General features: G+C 56.9%; 14 protein-coding genes and 1 pseudogene. 4 read left to right on the plus strand and 11 right to left on the minus strand.

Annotated elements, in window-relative coordinates; translation table 11 throughout:
• Nucleotides 1-76: 76 nt before the first annotated feature.
• Complete coding sequence (locus tag CRO33_RS10285) at nt 77-901, minus strand: alpha/beta fold hydrolase (protein WP_097118084.1); 825 nt, start codon at nt 899-901, stop codon at nt 77-79.
• Nucleotides 902-1,118: 217 nt separating this feature from the next.
• On the opposite strand from CRO33_RS10285, the gene CRO33_RS10290 reads away from it, so the two are divergent.
• Complete coding sequence (locus CRO33_RS10290; RefSeq protein WP_097118085.1) at nt 1,119-2,708, plus strand: MFS transporter; 1,590 nt, start codon at nt 1,119-1,121, stop codon at nt 2,706-2,708.
• A 6-nt stretch (nt 2,709-2,714) separates the two neighbouring features.
• Here the strand turns inward: CRO33_RS10290 and CRO33_RS10295 are convergent, their stop codons facing one another.
• Nucleotides 2,715-3,623, minus strand: a complete 909-nt coding sequence (locus tag CRO33_RS10295; RefSeq protein WP_058959305.1) for a LysR family transcriptional regulator — start codon at nt 3,621-3,623, stop codon at nt 2,715-2,717.
• Between the two features lie 129 nt (nt 3,624-3,752).
• Between CRO33_RS10295 and CRO33_RS10300 the strand changes: the two genes are divergently transcribed.
• Both CRO33_RS10300 and CRO33_RS10305 read left to right on the plus strand, forming a co-directional pair.
• The gene (locus CRO33_RS10300; RefSeq protein WP_097118086.1) at nt 3,753-4,313 is read left to right on the plus strand and encodes an antibiotic biosynthesis monooxygenase; all 561 of its coding nucleotides are present in this window, start codon (nt 3,753-3,755) and stop codon (nt 4,311-4,313) included.
• A gap of 19 nt (nt 4,314-4,332) precedes the next feature.
• Nucleotides 4,333-6,201: an amidohydrolase gene (locus CRO33_RS10305; protein WP_441339539.1), complete on the plus strand. Its 1,869-nt coding sequence runs from the start codon at nt 4,333-4,335 to the stop codon at nt 6,199-6,201.
• Nucleotides 6,202-6,303: 102 nt separating this feature from the next.
• Here CRO33_RS10305 and CRO33_RS10310 read toward each other — a convergent pair whose 3' ends face one another.
• Nucleotides 6,304-7,251, minus strand: coding sequence for a sensor domain-containing diguanylate cyclase (locus CRO33_RS10310; RefSeq protein WP_097118088.1), 948 nt, complete (start codon nt 7,249-7,251; stop codon nt 6,304-6,306).
• 394 nt (nt 7,252-7,645) lie between these two features.
• Here CRO33_RS10310 and uxuA point away from each other — a divergent pair, with 394 nt between their 5' ends.
• Nucleotides 7,646-8,710 carry a mannonate dehydratase gene (gene uxuA, locus CRO33_RS10315; RefSeq protein WP_034823371.1) on the plus strand — a complete coding sequence of 355 codons (1,065 nt, stop codon included), beginning with the start codon at nt 7,646-7,648 and terminating at the stop codon, nt 8,708-8,710.
• A 66-nt stretch (nt 8,711-8,776) separates the two neighbouring features.
• Here uxuA and fabF read toward each other — a convergent pair whose 3' ends face one another.
• The 8 genes and pseudogenes from fabF to CRO33_RS10355 form a co-directional block, all read right to left on the minus strand.
• The gene (gene fabF, locus CRO33_RS10320) at nt 8,777-10,051 is read right to left on the minus strand and encodes a beta-ketoacyl-ACP synthase II (RefSeq protein ID WP_097118089.1); all 1,275 of its coding nucleotides are present in this window, start codon (nt 10,049-10,051) and stop codon (nt 8,777-8,779) included.
• A gap of 10 nt (nt 10,052-10,061) precedes the next feature.
• Nucleotides 10,062-11,618: a DHA2 family efflux MFS transporter permease subunit gene (locus CRO33_RS10325; RefSeq protein ID WP_255253266.1), complete on the minus strand. Its 1,557-nt coding sequence runs from the start codon at nt 11,616-11,618 to the stop codon at nt 10,062-10,064.
• Nucleotides 11,615-12,654, minus strand: a pseudogene (locus tag CRO33_RS10330) (HlyD family secretion protein). Before CRO33_RS10330 ends, CRO33_RS10325 begins: the two are co-directional and overlap by 4 nt.
• Nucleotides 12,651-13,193, minus strand: a complete 543-nt coding sequence (locus CRO33_RS10335; RefSeq protein ID WP_097118090.1) for a winged helix-turn-helix transcriptional regulator — start codon at nt 13,191-13,193, stop codon at nt 12,651-12,653. Before CRO33_RS10335 ends, CRO33_RS10330 begins: the two are co-directional and overlap by 4 nt.
• Nucleotides 13,194-13,416: 223 nt before the next feature.
• Nucleotides 13,417-14,109: an amino acid ABC transporter permease gene (locus tag CRO33_RS10340; protein ID WP_034823323.1), complete on the minus strand. Its 693-nt coding sequence runs from the start codon at nt 14,107-14,109 to the stop codon at nt 13,417-13,419.
• A 16-nt stretch (nt 14,110-14,125) separates the two neighbouring features.
• Nucleotides 14,126-14,815: an amino acid ABC transporter permease gene (locus CRO33_RS10345; protein WP_197080186.1), complete on the minus strand. Its 690-nt coding sequence runs from the start codon at nt 14,813-14,815 to the stop codon at nt 14,126-14,128.
• A gap of 79 nt (nt 14,816-14,894) precedes the next feature.
• Nucleotides 14,895-15,710, minus strand: coding sequence for a transporter substrate-binding domain-containing protein (locus CRO33_RS10350; RefSeq protein WP_097118091.1), 816 nt, complete (start codon nt 15,708-15,710; stop codon nt 14,895-14,897).
• Between the two features lie 20 nt (nt 15,711-15,730).
• Nucleotides 15,731-16,468: an amino acid ABC transporter ATP-binding protein gene (locus CRO33_RS10355; protein WP_097118092.1), complete on the minus strand. Its 738-nt coding sequence runs from the start codon at nt 16,466-16,468 to the stop codon at nt 15,731-15,733.
• Nucleotides 16,469-16,479 lie beyond the last annotated feature (11 nt).

Here is a 16,479-nt window from a genome sequence, read left to right on the forward strand (position 1 = left end):
CGGCTTATTGCGCATCTGTAAGCGGCGATGCAGCCCTGGATTCGCGCGATAAATTGCGCCGCTATGCAACCTGCGCTTATTTATTTCCCTGCAAGAACGCCAGTAAGTCGTCGTTCAACTGATCCTGATGCGTCACCGCAAAACCGTGCGGGCCGTTTTCATACACTTTCAGCTCCGAGCCTTCGATCATCTCGTGTACCAGCTTACCGGTGGCTTCAAAGGGTACAATCTGGTCGTTGCTGCCGTGGATCACCAGCGTCGGCACATCCACTTTGGCGATATCGGCGCGGAAATCGTTCTCCGCAAAAGCCGTGACACAATCAATTGTGCCTTTCAGTGAGGCCAGCAACGCAATATTCAGCGTCTGCGTCATTACGCCATCTGAAATAGTCTGGCCGGCATTGGCACCATAAAACGGCGTGGCGAAGTCTTTGATAAACTGCGCACGATCTTTACGCAAGCCGTCTTTGATACCATCAAATACTGCTTTTTCAACACCTTCCGGATGTTCATCGGTTTTGCCGAAGATTGGCGTCACCGCGCCCAGTAGTACCAGCCCTTTCACTTTCGCCGTACCGTAGCGACCGATATAACGTGAGACATCACCACCGCCCATTGAGAAGCCCACCAGCGTGATGTCATCCAGTTGCAGATGCTCAATCAGCGCATGAATATCATCGGCGAAAGTATCGTAATCGTAGCCTTCCCACGGCTGCTCAGAGCGACCAAAACCGCGACGGTCAAACGCAATCGCACGATAGCCGCGTTCGGCGAGGAAATTCAGTTGGCTATCCCACATATCCGCATCCAGCGGCCAGCCGTGGCTGAACAGCACGGGCTGTCCTTTGCCCCAATCTTTGTAATACAGGTTAACGCCGTCTTTTGCTTTGAATGTGCTCATGTTTTTTGCTCCGTTTAGTGAGTGATGTTGTGTCTGCCAATCAAACTACATTCGGTTGCTGTAAAAACCTAAAGCAGAGATTTTGACAACTTGTTCAAAGATTTTTGCCCTGCAAAGCTGTCAAAAAAGCCTGAACAAGTTGGCCGATTTTTTCCACTATCAAGCGTCTGGCGGGATTCGTAAGGTGCATACATCGCACATTTACAGGAACACGATGATGAGCCAGCAAAACCCAACGACGCCACGCGGCGGTGCTTTTTCTCCCTTCGCCTACGGGCTGTTCGCCCTGATCTGGACCGCCTCGGTACTCGGTAATACCGGCAGCTTTATTCGCGACGTCGCCAGCGCCTGGTTAGTCACCGGCTTATCCGATAATCCGACCGCCGTGGCGTTGATGCAAACCGCCGCCACCCTGCCGGTGTTCCTGTTGGCACTGCCCGCGGGCGTGCTCTCTGATATCGTCGATCGCCGCCGTCTGCTGATCGTGGTGCAGATTCTGATGGCCAGCGTCAGCGGCACTCTGCTGGTGCTGTCGCACAATCACTGGCTCACCGTGGAATGGCTAATCGGCCTGACCTTTGTCGGTGGCATTGGTGCTGCGCTGTTTGGCCCGGCCTGGCAGGCGATTGTCCCTGAACTGGTGCCGCGTCATGAGCTAAAAAACGCCGTAGCGCTTAACTCGCTCGGCATCAATATTGCCCGCGCCATCGGGCCTGCCACTGGCGGTTTACTGCTGGCAAGTTTAGGCGCCATGGCGGCCTACGGTGCCGATGTGGCGAGTTATTTTTTCGTTATTGCTGCCCTGCTGTACTGGAAACGTCCGGCGAAAGCTAAAACCGAACTGAATGAGCACTTCTTTGGGGCCTTCCGCGCGGGCCTGCGCTATGTCAAAGCTAGCCGTGAACTGCACCGCGTGCTGTTCCGTGCCGCGATGTATTTCGCCTTTGCCAGTGCCATCTGGGCGCTGCTGCCGCTGGTAGCGCGCACCATGCTGCACGGTACCGCCGGTTTTTATGGTTTGCTGCTGGGCGCAGTGGGCGGCGGCGCGATTGCCGGTGCGCTGCTGTTACCGCGTCTGCGTAGCAAGCTGAGTAACGATGGTTTGATGTTGCTCTCAGCGGTGCTCAGTGCGCTGGTGATGCTGGCCCTGGCGATGAGCCCGCCGCAGTGGCTGGCGCTGCTGTTGATGCTGGTGCTCGGCATCGGCTGGATTATTGCACTGACCACCTTGAACGGCGTAGCGCAGGCGGTATTGCCGGATTGGGTGCGCGGCCGCGGTTTGGCGGTGTATCTGATGGTGTTTAACGGCACATTGGCCGGTGGCAGTCTGGCCTGGGGTCTAATCGCGCAGCAACTGGGGCTGGCCGCCACTTTGCTGATTGCCGGGGCCGGTCTGGTGATCACTGGCGTACTGCTGAAACGTCTGGCACTGCCTGCGGGTGAAGCCGATCTGCAACCCGCTGAGCATTGGGCCATGCCGGTGGTGCACGATGATGTCGATGTGCGTCATGGTCCGGTGTTGATTCAGATTCGCTACCGCGTGCCGCAGGAAGATCGCGCCGCGTTCAAAAAGGCGATTCACAAATTGGCACAGTCTCGCCGCCGTGATGGCGCCTATTCATGGGGACTCATGGAGCAAACCGACGATCCGACAGCATTGCTGGAGTGGTTTATGGTGGAGTCCTGGCAGGAGCATATGCGTCAGCACCAGCGTGTGTCGCACGCCGATGCCGAACTTCAGCAGGCCGTTCTGCAATATCATCAGGGTGAAGAAGCCCCGCAGGTCAGCCATCACATTGCGATATAACAGCCTTTACGCGGGAGAATAAATCTCCTGCAATCCTGGCAGCGTGAGCAGGTGCTCACGCCACCAGGTTGCCGCATTGCCGGTCGCGGTTTCATTCCACGCCAGATACGCCATATCGCGGCGGCATTCGCTATCCAGCTGACGCGCCACCAGCGCGCCACTCTCCAGATGCGGTCTTGCCAGATACAGCGGCAGATAACCACAGCCCAAACCATCCAGCTGCGCCTGCAGTTTCGCCGGGAAGTCATGCACGCTCAGCGTCTTCTGCTCATCCAGCACGCGTAAATCAATACCTGCACCGTGACGAGACGAGTCGTGCACTGTCACCGCGCGGTACTGACGAATCTGCTCGCGCAGCAGTGGTTCAGGTGCGGAAGCGAGAGGATGCTCCGGTGCGACAGCAAACACATAATCCAGCCAGCCGAGCGGCTGGCAGACAATCTCTTTGCGCGTGGCGGGTTCCTGCACCGCGCCAAAGACAATGTCCGCTTCGCCATAGTTAAGCGCTTCCCAGCAGCCAGCCAGCACGTCCTGGCGGAATTGCAGCTGAGTATGCGGATGCTCCTGATAAAACTGATCGATTAACGGGGTCAGAATGCGAAACGGCAGCGATGCATCGACGCTGATCACCAACTGGCTTTCCCAGCCGCTTTCGACGTAGCGCGCCTGTTGCTCTAACTCATTCACCGCGCGCAGCAGGGTGCGACCTTTTTCCAGCATCAAACGCCCGGTCGGGGTGAAGGTGGCGCGATGGCCAGAGCGATCCAACAGCGTGATCTTGAGATCGCTCTCCATCTTCTGCACGGTATAGCTCAACGCCGACGCGGTTTTAAACAAGCGCGCAGCCGCAGCGGCAAAGGTGCCGTGGCGATCCAACGCGTCCAAAATCAGCAGCGCCTCAAGGTTTAAACGCATACCCCATGCCTCCCCAAAAATTGTTGAACAACAACCCAAATTCTATCCGTTATCAATAAACGCTCTCATTTCGTATTTTTTTACTCAACGACGCAAGCACTTTCACCAGCGGAAACTCAGGAACTTACGATGAATTACTCACAACAAGCCAACCATGTGACGCTGGTGATTACCCACAGCATCCTGCCAGAACAGCAGGCCCATTATGAGCAGTGGCTCGACACCATCATGCCGCAGGCTGCGAGCTTTCCTGGCCATCTTGGCGTCAACGTGCTGCGCCCGGTGCACGGCGACAATGCTTACACCGTGCTGATTCGTTTTACCGGATTGGATGAGCTGTACGCCTGGCTGAAATCGGATCAGCGCAAAACGTTAATCCAGAACCTGCCAGCGATGCTGGCACTGCCGGAACACATTGAAGTGCGCCCCGGCGCCGCGTTCTGGTTTACCCCGACGCAAAAAGGCCAGGTCAAACCGGCGAAATGGAAACAATACTTACTGACGCTGGGGGTGATTTTTCCCTCTACCAACCTGGTGCCGTGGTTCTGGAATCAGGTGTTGCCCGCCGCGCACGGCACGCTGTGGGGCCACTTACTGAATGATGCCAGCGTGGTGGCACTGGTGGTGTTCTTGTGGATGCCGATCGTTACCCGTGTTTTAAAACAGTGGCTTATTGGCCGCAACGCGTAATCTAACTGGAGAAGAGATGATGACAACGGCCTCACTGATTTTTACCAACGGCAAATTCCATACCGTGGATCGCGCCAACCCGCTCGCCACTGCGGTGGCGATCAAAGACGGCAAGTTTCTCGCGGTAGGCAGCGAAGCGGAAGTGATGCGCTTTGCTGGTAACGACACGCAGATTATTGATGCCAAAGGCCACACCGGTATTCCTGGCCTTAACGACTCACACCTGCACCTGATTCGCGGTGGCCTTAACTACAACCTTGAACTGCGCTGGGAAGGCGTACCGTCACTGGCAGATGCGCTGCGTATGCTGCGTGAACAGGCGCTGCGCACCCCTTCACCGCAGTGGGTGCGCGTCGTCGGCGGCTGGAGTGAATTCCAGTTTGCTGAACGCCGCATGCCGACGCTGGATGAGATCAATGCCGCCGCGCCGGATACGCCAGTGTTCATCCTGCACCTGTATGACCGTGCCCTGCTGAACCGCGCTGCGCTGCGCGTGGTCGGTTACACCAAAGACACGCCGAACCCACCGGGCGGTGAAATCCAGCGTGACAGCAACGGTAACCCGACCGGCATGCTGATTGCGCGCCCTAACGCCATGCTGCTGTACGCCACGCTGGCGAAAGGACCGAAGCTGCCGCTGGAACAGCAGGTTAACTCCACACGTCAGTTTATGCGTGAGCTGAACCGCCTCGGCCTGACCAGCGCCATTGATGCGGGTGGCGGCTTCCAGAACTATCCCGATGATTACGATGTGATTTCGGAACTGCACGCCAAAAAGCAGCTGACGGTGCGCATTGCCTACAACCTGTTTACCCAGCGCCCCGGCCATGAACTGGAAGATTTCGAGAAGTGGACCGACATGCTGAAGCCGGGCCAGGGCACCAATTTCCTGCGTCATAATGGAGCGGGCGAGATGCTGGTGTTCTCGGCGGCCGATTTCGAAGACTTCCTCGAACCGCGCCCCGACCTGGCCCCCGGCATGGAAGATGAGCTGGAGCGCGTGGTGCGCCATCTGGTTGAGCATCGCTGGCCGTTCCGTCTGCATGCCACCTACAACGAATCGATCAGCCGCATGCTGGACGTGTTTGAAAAAGTAAACCGCGATATTCCGTTTAACGGCCTGCACTGGTTCTTTGACCACGCCGAGACCATCACCGAAGCCAACATTGAGCGCGTTAAAGCGCTGGGTGGCGGGCTGGCCGTGCAGCATCGTATGGCGTTCCAGGGGGAGTACTTCGTCGATCGCTACGGTAAAGAAGCCGCCAAACAGACGCCGCCGGTGGCGCGCATGCTGGATGCGGGCGTGCCGGTTGGTTTGGGCACCGATGCCACGCGCGTCGCCAGCTATAACCCATGGACCGCGCTCTACTGGCTGGTTTCTGGCCGCACCGTCGGCGGCATGCAGTTGTACGATGACAATGCGCGTATTGCCCGCGAAACCGCGCTGATGCTGTGGACCAAAGGCAGCGCCTGGTTCTCCAGCGAGCAAAACGCCAAAGGGGAAATCAAAGTGGGTCAGTTAGCGGATCTGGTGCTGCTGTCGAAAGATTTCTTCAGCGTGCCGGAAGAGGAGATTAAAGGAATTGAATCGGTATTGACGCTGGTCGATGGCGAAGTGGTGTATGCCGCAGGCGGCTTCACGCCGCTGTCACCGCCACCGGTGCCAGTGTTGCCAGAGTGGTCTCCGGTGGTCACCGTGCCGGGCCACTACCGTAGCGCGCCACCGCAAGCCAGTGGTCGTGCGGCGATGATGCCGAAAGTGCACCAGTGCAGCGGCCCTTGTGGGGTACACAGCCACTCACACGATGTGGCACGCCAGTCTTCGGTGCCGGTGTCGGATAACCATGCCTTCTGGGGTGCGCTGGGCTGTTCGTGCTTCGCGTTTTGAGTTAAAGGCGGTTTATGGCCCTCTCCTGGTGAGAGGGCTTTGCTGCAAATGGGGGCACAGACTTTGGCGGTGGCGCGGGTCTATTTCCGCAACCGCAAAAGATTACCCCGCCAGGCCAAACCCTTGCTTGCCGTTCTTCTTAATCTGGTACATCGCTTCATCGGCACGCGTCAGCGCCTCATCAAAACTAAAGTGCGGCTGCACCGTCGCCACGCCAATGGAAGCACCAATCTGCGCATGGCCGTTATCGACATCGAACGGCGTCAGTGCGGCATCCAGCACCGCCTGCATCATGATGCGCACTTTGGGGAAATCAATCAGGAACGGCATCAGCAGCACAAACTCATCACCACCTAAACGGCCCACCACCACGTTTGGCGGCACCTGGTCAAGAATGCGCTGGCTGAGCTGAATCAACACTTCATCGCCACTGCGATGGCCGAGCGTGTCGTTAACATGCTTAAAGTTATCGAGATCGATAAATGCCACGCACAGCGGCCCCTGCGCTTTCATTTTAGCGAAATGCGTTTGCAGCGCGTGGCGGTTGGTCAGACCGGTTAGCGGATCGTGATGCGCCAATGAAGAGAGCTGCGCTTCATACTGCTTCTCTTTGGTCATATCGATGTGCGTGCCGGTGACTTTAAGCGGATTGCCTTCTTCGTCCCACTCGGTCACACGCCCACGATCCAGCACCCAGGTAATTTTATCGTTCTTACCCAGCATGCGATGCAGCGCCTCATAGTAAGGCGCGCGCCCTTCGATGTGATCGTAAAACGCCTTGAGCACTTCATCGGCGTCATCGGGGTGCAGGCGTTCGCGCCAGACTTCAAACTGCGCTTTGGTCTCTTTCGGCTGGAAACCCAGCATCGAACCCCAGCGTCGATTGAAAATCACCAGCTTGCCGCTGGGAATATCCAGCTGCCACAAACATAAACCGGTTCCGTCCAGCGCCGCACTCAGCTTGTTTCGCGCGTCATGCGCTATGCGCTTTAAGCGCGCATTATGCTTTTTCAGGTTCTGAATCTGCTGACGCAGCGCTTCTTCGGACATGATGGCTGACGGAGAGGAAATAAGGGTTATTCTGCCTGCCAGGAAGTTTCTGATAAATAAAACAAATGAAAAGCCGATCAGTAGCGGAAAATTGCATCAAGCTCAGAGGGAACGGCGAAGCATTGAGGTTATTTCAGCTAACAAAACTTTCTTTATTCCTGCAAGGCAGTAGAAAACGCGCCTGGGAAAAGGCGTACCTCTTCTTTCCGTTCTCGTTGCGCTAGCACCCGAACTAAATTTAGGCCGCGTAAATCCGCCACACCGCCTGCTTTTCCGAAGAAATTGTGTTCTGTGACGCGGATCAAGAGATATTCGTTAGTCGATGCTGTGATCATGTTTACTAGAATGGTAGTTTAACAGTTATCGCAGCAACACGATGACGGTGGATGAGATTATGCAACTGACAATGCGTTGGTTTGGTCCCAAAGAAGATAAAGTTTCGCTGGAATATATTCGCCAGGTGCCGGGTGTGCGTGGCGTAGTCGGCGCGCTGTATGACGTGCCGGTCGGGGAAACCTGGCCGAAAGATAAGATTAAAGCACTGGTTGATCAGGTACATGCCGCCGGTCTGACGGTGGAAGTGATCGAGAGCGTCAACATTCATGACGACATCAAGATCGGCCTGCCGAGCCGCGATCAATATATTGAGAACTACAAGCAGAGCATTCGTCACCTCGCTGAAGTCGGCGTGAAAGTGATCTGCTACAACTTCATGCCGGTATTTGACTGGATGAAGACCGACATGAACTACGTGCTGCCAGACGGCTCACTCACCATGGCGTTCGAGAAGAAAGGCATCGATAAGAGCCTCGACGAAGTGGTGCAGGAAGTGTTGGGTAACTCAAACGGTTTCGCGTTGCCAGGCTGGGAGCCAGAGCGTCTGGCGAAAGTGCAGGATCTGTTTGCGCAATACAAAGACGTTGACGACAACAAGCTGCGTGAAAACCTCGCTTACTTCCTGAAAGCGGTGATCCCGGTATGTGAAGAAGTGGGCGTGAAGATGGCGATCCATCCTGACGATCCACCGTACTCGATCTTCGGTCTGCCACGCATTGTGAAGAATCGCGAAGACCTCGACTGGATCTGTAACGTGGTGGATTCAGAGGCTAACGGCATCACGCTGTGTACCGGATCGATTGCGGAGGATCCGCAGAATGATGTGTACGGTATTCTGGCCGAGTTCTCACGCCGCAAACGTATTCCATTTGCGCACGTACGTAACATCAAGATTATTCAGGACAAAGATTTCTACGAGTGCGCACATCCTACTGAGTATGGCTCGCTGGATATGTACAAGGTGCTGCAATCGATGCACGACAACGGCTTCGATGGCTACATTCGTTCCGATCATGGCCGCTTTATCTGGGGCGAAACCGGACGTCCGGGCTACGGTTTGTATGACCGCGCACTCGGCACCACTTACCTGATGGGTCTGTGGGAAGCGCTGGAAAAGCGCTAATTCACCCTGCCCTCCAGGCCGCTGATAACAGCGGCCTTTTTTATTGCCGTCAGTCTTCCCAGCACGTTAACGAGAAACCTCATCCCAACCCTTAAACAGCAAGCTGGCATTCACGCCGCCGAAGCCAAAGCCGTTCGACAGCACATGCTGCATCACCATCGGCAGAGGTTTCAATGCCACCAGATTCAGCCCGGCAGCGGCTTCATCGGGATTTAGCAGATTGAGCGTGGGCGGTGCGATTTGATCGCGCAGTGCCAGGATCGAGAAGATCGCCTCCACGCCGCCCGCGGCACCCAGCAGATGCCCGGTGGCGGATTTCGTCGAGGTGATTGCCACATTGCTGTCCGCAAACAGCGTGCGAATGGCCGCCAGCTCGCCTTTATCGCCCACCGGCGTGGAGGTGGCATGAGCGTTGATATGCTGCACCTCGGCTGGGGTGATGCCCGCCTGCGCCAGCGCAGTCTCCATCGCACGGCGAGCGCCCTCACCGGTTTCCGGTCCGGCGGTGAGATGGTAGGCATCGGCACTGGTGCCATAGCCGACCAGCTCCGCCAGCGGTGTCGCACCGCGTGCCTGTGCATGTTCCAGAGATTCAATCACCAGCAAACCCGCGCCCTCACCCATTACAAAGCCATCGCGGTCACGATCAAACGGACGAGATGCCTGTTCAGGATGATCGTTAAATCCGCCTGACATCGCTTTCGCAGCCGCAAAGCCCGCCAGACTGACGCGATGGATCGCCGCCTCGGTGCCGCCGCACAGCGCGATGTCTGCCTCGCCGCTGCGGATCAATCGTGCCGCATCGCCAATCGCCTGCGCACCCGCCGCGCACGCCGTGACAGGGGCGCCAATCGGGCCGCGAAAACCGTGGGCAATCGACACATGTCCCGCCGCCAGATTGGCAAGGAAGGAGGGAATGGTAAACGGCGATAAGCGGCGCGGGCCACGATTGGCGGTGGTTTCAACCGCGTTGGCAATCTCGTTGAAACCACCAATGCCAGTGGCGATCACCGTCGCGGTGCGCTGGCGATCCGCCTCATCCTGTGGGAACCAGCTAGCTTGCGTCAGCGCTTCATGCGCCGCCACCAGCGCAAACTCAATAAAGCGATCCATTTTCTTGCGATCTTTTGGCGCGATCACGCACTCGGGATCGAAGCCATGCTGTGGATCTTGTTCCAGCGTGGGCACTTGACCCGCCACTTTGCAGCTGATGTCCTGCACCATCTCGTCCGGTAAGGCGCTGATGCCGGATTTCCCTGCCAGCAGTGATTGCCACACCGCTTCTGTACCGCAGCCGAGCGGGGAAACCATCCCCATACCAGTAATCACAATACGTTTCATCGATAACTCCTTAAGCTGCGGGCTTTTTCATCAAAGGCACCAGCAGCGCAGCGATACAAAATCCGACCATGATCAGCCAGAATGCGTCCGAAAAAGCCTGCGTGCGCGCCTCGCGCAGGGTGAGTGAAGCCAGCGATTGCAGCGCCGCCGTGTGCGCCGCATCCAGGCTTAATCCGTTAAACATCAGGGCTGCGGTGCGCGATTGCAGATAGTCGCCGAGCGACAAACTGGCGCTGTTGAGGTGATCGGCCAGGCGGCTGAAGTGCAGATTGGTGCGGTCATTCAGCACGGTGCCGCACAGCGCAATGCCGATAGCGCCACCGAGATTACGCATCAGATTAAACAGTCCTGAGGCTAATTTTAGTCGCGCGGGTGGCAAGCTGCCGAGCGTCAGCGTCACGGTGGGCGCCACCGCAAACTGCTGCGCCATGCCGCGAAACGCCTGCGGAAACAGCAGCTCTTTTGCGCCCCAGTCATGGGTAATCGGCACAAAGAAAAACATCGATACACCAAAACTCATCAGGCCAAACGCCAGCAAAATGCGCAGATCGACGCGGTTCGCCAGCCAGGCATAAAGCGGGATCGACAGGATCTGAAAAATGCCGGTGGAGAAGATCGCTAGCCCGATCTCCAGCGCACTAAAGCCGCGCACCTGGCTGAGAAACAGCGGCGTGAGATAGATGGTGGCGAAGATCCCCACGCCAGCCATAAACGAGAAATAACAGCCGAGGCTAAAGCCTGGATCTTTTAACGCGCGCAGATCCATGATCGGCTTGGCGTGGTTTAGCGTGCGGAAGATAAACAGCACGCCACACAGCAATGCGATCCAGCCTGTGGTGGTGATGGTGCTATCGTCAAACCAACCCCAGCGCGGCCCCTCTTCCAGGGTGTACTCCAGACAGCCCAGTGATAGCGCCAGCAAGACAATGCTGAAGTAATCTGCACCGCGCAGTAACTCGGGATTCGGCGAGTCGATCCTGACCAGCAGCGGCACCGCGATGGCGATGTAAATACCGGGAATGATGTTGATGTAAAACAGCCAGTGCCAGCTGAAGTTATCGGTGATCCAACCGCCTACCGTGGGCCCTAGCGTCGGCGCTAATGAAGCCAGCGCACCCACGGTGGCGGCCGCAATCACCCGCTGCTTACCCTGGAAAAAGGCAAAGGCGGTAGTGAACACCAGCGGAATCATCGAGCCGCCCGCCAATCCCTGCAAGGCGCGAAAGGCGATCATGCTCTGAATATTCCACGCCCAGCCACACAGCAAACTCATTACCGTAAATCCGCAGGCGGAGACGGCAAACAGCCAGCGTGTGGACATCACGCTCGCCAGCCAACCGGAAAGCGGGATGATGATGATTTCCGCGATCAGGTAGCTGGTTTGCACCCACACGGTTTCGTCGTCACCCGCCGAGAGCCCCCCGCCGATATCCCGCAATGAGGCGGAGACAATCTGGATATCCAGCAAGGCGATAAACATGCCGATGCACATGGTGGCAAAGGCGAACACCTTCTTGCTGACCGGCATCTCCGCCGGTGCCATCAGCGGTGCAGCCACGCTGCTCATCGCGCGCTTCTCTCATCCACCGTCACCGTGACGGAAAGACCAGGGCGTAACAGACCCAGCACCGCCGCGTCGCCGTCCAGCACAATGCGCACCGGCACGCGCTGGACGATTTTGGTGAAGTTGCCAGTGGCGTTTTCTGCCGGAAGAATGCTGAAGCGTGAACCGGTGGCTGGCGACAGGCTGCCAACATGGCCATTAAAGGTGCGACCGGGTAACACGTCCGCGACGATGCGAGCCACCTGCCCCGGCTTCATATTGGCTAGCTGGCTCTCTTTGAAGTTGGCATCGATCCACAGCCCTTGAACAGGCACCAGCGACAGTAGCTGCGTGCCGCTGCTGACATAAGAACCTGACCAGGCGCGACGATTGCCCACCACACCATCAAAGGGGCGCGGATTTCAGTGTATTCAAGATTGAGCTTCGCCATCGCCAGCCCCGCTTGAGCCTGAGTTAAGGCGGCTTTGGCCTGCTGCTCACGGGCATCCAGCACCTGCAACTGGCGCTCGGCAACGGTTTTGTCGGCGCGGGTTTTGCTCTCTTCCGCCATCGCCTGATGGTAATCGGCCTGAGCATGATCGCGGATCTGCTGTGAGACCGCGGAGCTACTGGCCAGCGCACTGTAGCGGCGCTGATCGGAGGTGGTTTTCAGTGTTACCGCCTGCGCTGCCAGCAGAGAGGCGTGCGTGCCCGCAATAGTGGCAAGTTGCAGCTGGCGCGTGGCAGCGATATCGCTTAACGCGGCTTGCTGTGCTGCCACTTCACCCGTTGCCTGATCCACCGCCGCCAGATAATCACGGTTATCCAACTGCACCAGCAGATCGCCTTTTTTCACCTGTGCGTTGTCCTGCACCGCCAGCGTGTGAATGTAACCGGAGACTTTGGCGGAGATGGCGCTGATATCTGCCCCGACATAGGCATCATCGGTTGAAGGCATAAAGCGCGCGGTGTGCCACCAATAGTAGCCGTAACCTGCCGCCGCTAAACCGCCGATTGCCACTGCCAGCAGCAGAGCGGATTTTTTACGCGAGCGGGTCATGGCTTTTTCTCTGTAAGAGGCGGAGAGAATTTCAGCGTGCTGTCACCCGCGCGTTTTTTCTGCAAATAATCATGGCGATAGTGCATGATCGGCGCCGCTGCCGGGCCGGGCACCATTTGGTATTTATCGCTGGTGAGCGGTTGGCCGTTTTCGCTATCGACCAGCTGCGGTTTCACTGGACGCTGGGTGGCGGTTTCCACCAGCTGCATCTGCCTTCCTTCCGGCGAGAAGTGGGTGCTGCCCCACTCGGCCAGCGCCAGGATAACGCCACGCAAATCACGTCCGGCGGGCGTAAGGTGATATTCGAAGCGCATCGGCGTGGTGCTGTAACACACCTTTTCCAGCAAACCATCTTCCACCAGCTCTTTCAGGCGGCGCGACAGGATGTTCGGCGCCACGCCGCTGTTTTTCTGGAATTCATCAAAACGGGTAAAACCGGCCAGCGCATCGCGCATGATTAGCATGCTCCAGCCATCGCCGACACGGCCAAGGCTGCGCGCAATCGGGCAGGCCATTTGATAAAGCGGTTCGTTTTTCATGGTGGGTATTCCGCAAAGGATCTTATGCGGCATACTGTTGCAGAGTGACTATCATTTTGCAAGTGACTTGCATAATGATAGCAAGGAGTGTTCATTGTGAAGCGCAATGAATTGCGCCGCTACCCAACCCGTGCAGGCCCTGTAGCAGCACGATTTATCGCGCAAATTTGCCAAAAAAACGGCAGCCACACTGGGCTGCCGTTTCATCACAACTTAGCCATCTCTAGGTGCGCACGCGCAGCGCCGCCTCAATCTTGTCGGCGATCTTAGTGACCACATAAGCAATCACCATGTAGAACACCACCGCAATCAGGAAGGCTTCGAGGTAGTAGAAATTCAGCGCCGCCGTCAACTGCGCCTGGGCAAAGATATCCACCACTTCAATCGCAAACGCCAGCGACAGGGCTTTCATGATCACCATAAACGCATTCGCCAGATCGGGGATCGCCGCCACGATAATCTGCGGGAACATCACCCGACGGAACAGCTGTCCACCGCTGTAGCCGAGTGATAAGGCTGCATCGGATTGTCCACTGTCGAACGAGTTCAGCGCGCCTTTCCACACTTCGGCCTGGAATGCCGCGACACAGGCACTCAGTGCCACAATGATGATCACCCAGTTCGGCAGTGAATGGGCATTCACCTCGACGCCAAACAGCGTGGCAACAAAGTGCAGCGCCGGTGGCAAGCCGTAATAGGCGAGGAAAATCACCACCACCATCGGCACGCCTTTGAAGGCGATTTTGTAGGTGATCACCAGCTGGCGCAGCACGGGAATGCGGCGATGTTCGATAAAGGCAAACAACCCGCCCAACAGCGTCGAACAGATAAACACCGTCACCGCCATCAGCAGCGTCACCGGTACCGCATCGAGAATGCTCCAGAAGTCCGGCAGCAAAACCTCAGCATCAAACATGGTTTGTCTCCCCGACTCAGACGCTGGTGGTGAACTTCACGCGCGGTGCAGACTTGGAGCTGTACTTCGCATGACGTTGTTCAAAGAAGCGGATAACCAGCCACGCCACACCGCACAGCAGTGAATAGAGCACGGCCAACACCAGATAGGTGCCGAACTGATACTGGTTGTAATCGCGTTCCATAATCAGGTGCGCGGTCGCCATCACATCTGCTGCACCGATGTACATCACCAGCGCCACGTTGTGAATCAGATAGATAATCGCATTGCCGTAACCCGGCAGCGCAAAGTGCACCGCTTGCGGGCCAATCACCCGCAGCATTTTCTGGCGGAAGCTGTAGCCAAGGCTGTCGGTGGCATCATGCTGACCCCGTTCCACTGCAAGGTATGCCGGGCGCATCACTTCCGACAGATATCCGCCGTGATACAGGCTCAGGCCGATCATCGCCGCCACATTGGCGGTAAAGAAGTCACCAAAGCCAAAATTATCGGTGATCAGCGGCATGCCGTAGAAGGCCACAAACAGCTGCAGCACCACGGGCACGCTGCGCGCATAGGAAACATAGAGATCGGCCAGCTGGCTGATCACGGGAATACGGCGCACGCGAAAAACGGTGGCGATCAGCGCCAGAAAGAACCCGGCAATCATCGCGACAAACATGATGCCGAGCGTCAGTGGCAGCGCCGACAGCAGTTCTGGAATCATGGAGGATAGATTCACGGTGAAACACTCCTGCTAAAAAGGACAGCATGCGCCCGGCTCAGCACCGGGCGCAGTGAATCTATTACTTCATGTACTTAGTGACTTCTTCGCCAAACCACTTCTGCGCCAGCTTATCCAGCGTGCCGTCGTCTTTCAGTTCTTTCAGCGCTTTGTTCACGTCATCGTTCAGGGCCTGGTTTTCGGCAGAGCGGTGGATCAGCACATAGGTATTGTTGATCACCACTGGCTCACTGGCTTTGATCGCCAGTTTCTGGTTGTCGATCACCGTCTGCTCACCGAGGTTTGAAGGCAGGATCAGCGCATCGTATTTACCGTTCTGCACTTCTTTCAGGCGATCCGGGTAAGGCACACCGGCGCTGGACGCTTTGATGGTGATTTTGTCGTTCGGGTTGTCCTGCTGCCACTGGGTGACGAACTTATACACGCCGCCGCCTGCGGTCACTGGCACGATGTTCTTGCCGACCAGATCTTTCATGCCGTTGATATTGCTATCGCTGCGGCTGTAAATCTTCATCAGGCTGGCACCGATCGGTGCATCCGGGATCAGGAACTGTTTGCTGCGCGCTGGCGCTTTGTAGTAACCGCCAGTCGCCATGTCGTATTTGCCGGTCACCAGGCCGGTTTCCTGCGCGATATCCGCCGCGCCTTCCATCACGAATTTGTACTGTGGCAGTTTGGCGTTGATGGCTTTCAGCACGTCCGGCTCGTAACCCTCAGGCTCGTGACCGATCGCGCCCCATGACAGCGGTTTGGATTCCGCAGCGGTGGCGATTTTGATGGTGCGTACCGCGTCAGCAAAGCTGTTACTGCTGATCAGAGCCAGGGCGATGATACCAGGCGCGGCCAGGCGACGTAATGTGGTTTTGATTGCAGGCATGTCTTTGATTCCTTAAATTATTAGAATGCTCGTTCTGAACTGAGGAACTGTGCAAGGCGCGGCAGGGTTGGGTTATCAAACATCTCTGTCGGACTGCCCTGCGCGGCCACGACACCCTGATCCATAAACACGATGCGATTCGAAATGCTCTTCGCGAACTGCATCTCATGCGTCACCAGCAGCGAGGTAATGCCGGATGACGCCACGTCTTTAATCACTTTCAGCACTTCACCCACCAGCTCAGGATCGAGCGATGAGGTCGGTTCATCAAACAGCATCACATCCGGACGCACCGCCAAAGCACGGGCGATACCGGTACGCTGTAACTGGCCGCCAGACAGCTGCGACGGATAGTGATCGAGCTTGGCACCCAGACCCACACGCTCCAGCTCCTGCACGGCGATGTCGCGCGCTTGCTGTTTGGTTTTACGCTGGATGACGATCAGCGGATCCATCACGTTTTCCAGCACCGTCATGTTTTTGAACACGTTAAATTGCTGGAACACCATGGCGGTGCGCAGACGGATCGCCTGGATCGCCGCTTTATCCGGTGACTGATAATCCATGCGGATCTGATCCAGTTGAATGGTCCCGGCTGACGGCTTCGCCAGATAGTTAATGCAGCGCAGCAGCGTGGTTTTACCGGTGCCGCTTGGCCCGATGATCGACACCACATCGCCGCGTTTTACCGACAGATCAACCCCTTTCAGGATCGGATTGCTGCCGTAAGCGAGCGTAATATTGTTGAGTTCTAACATCCGGTGCAGCC

Origin of the sequence: Pantoea sp. GL120224-02 (assembly GCF_900215395.1) — a bacterium.
Taxonomy (GTDB): Bacteria; Pseudomonadota; Gammaproteobacteria; order Enterobacterales; family Enterobacteriaceae; genus Pantoea; species Pantoea communis.

Bases quoted from the DNA above. Each gene is read 5' to 3' on its own strand.
- CRO33_RS10305 (WP_441339539.1), top strand. From the start codon at position 4,333: ATGACAACGGCCTCACTGATTTTTACCAACGGCAAATTCCATACCGTG.
- CRO33_RS10335 (WP_097118090.1), bottom strand. From the start codon at position 13,193: ATGAAAAACGAACCGCTTTATCAAATGGCCTGCCCGATTGCGCGCAGC.
- CRO33_RS10325 (WP_255253266.1), bottom strand. From the start codon at position 11,618: ATGAGCAGCGTGGCTGCACCGCTGATGGCACCGGCGGAGATGCCGGTC.
- CRO33_RS10355 (WP_097118092.1), bottom strand. From the start codon at position 16,468: ATGTTAGAACTCAACAATATTACGCTCGCTTACGGCAGCAATCCGATC.
- uxuA (WP_034823371.1), top strand. From the start codon at position 7,646: ATGCAACTGACAATGCGTTGGTTTGGTCCCAAAGAAGATAAAGTTTCG.
- CRO33_RS10285 (WP_097118084.1), bottom strand. From the start codon at position 901: ATGAGCACATTCAAAGCAAAAGACGGCGTTAACCTGTATTACAAAGAT.
- CRO33_RS10295 (WP_058959305.1), bottom strand. From the start codon at position 3,623: ATGCGTTTAAACCTTGAGGCGCTGCTGATTTTGGACGCGTTGGATCGC.
- CRO33_RS10340 (WP_034823323.1), bottom strand. From the start codon at position 14,109: ATGTTTGATGCTGAGGTTTTGCTGCCGGACTTCTGGAGCATTCTCGAT.
- CRO33_RS10290 (WP_097118085.1), top strand. From the start codon at position 1,119: ATGAGCCAGCAAAACCCAACGACGCCACGCGGCGGTGCTTTTTCTCCC.
- CRO33_RS10345 (WP_197080186.1), bottom strand. From the start codon at position 14,815: ATGATTCCAGAACTGCTGTCGGCGCTGCCACTGACGCTCGGCATCATG.
- fabF (WP_097118089.1), bottom strand. From the start codon at position 10,051: ATGAAACGTATTGTGATTACTGGTATGGGGATGGTTTCCCCGCTCGGC.
- CRO33_RS10300 (WP_097118086.1), top strand. From the start codon at position 3,753: ATGAATTACTCACAACAAGCCAACCATGTGACGCTGGTGATTACCCAC.
- CRO33_RS10310 (WP_097118088.1), bottom strand. From the start codon at position 7,251: ATGTCCGAAGAAGCGCTGCGTCAGCAGATTCAGAACCTGAAAAAGCAT.
- CRO33_RS10350 (WP_097118091.1), bottom strand. From the start codon at position 15,710: ATGCCTGCAATCAAAACCACATTACGTCGCCTGGCCGCGCCTGGTATC.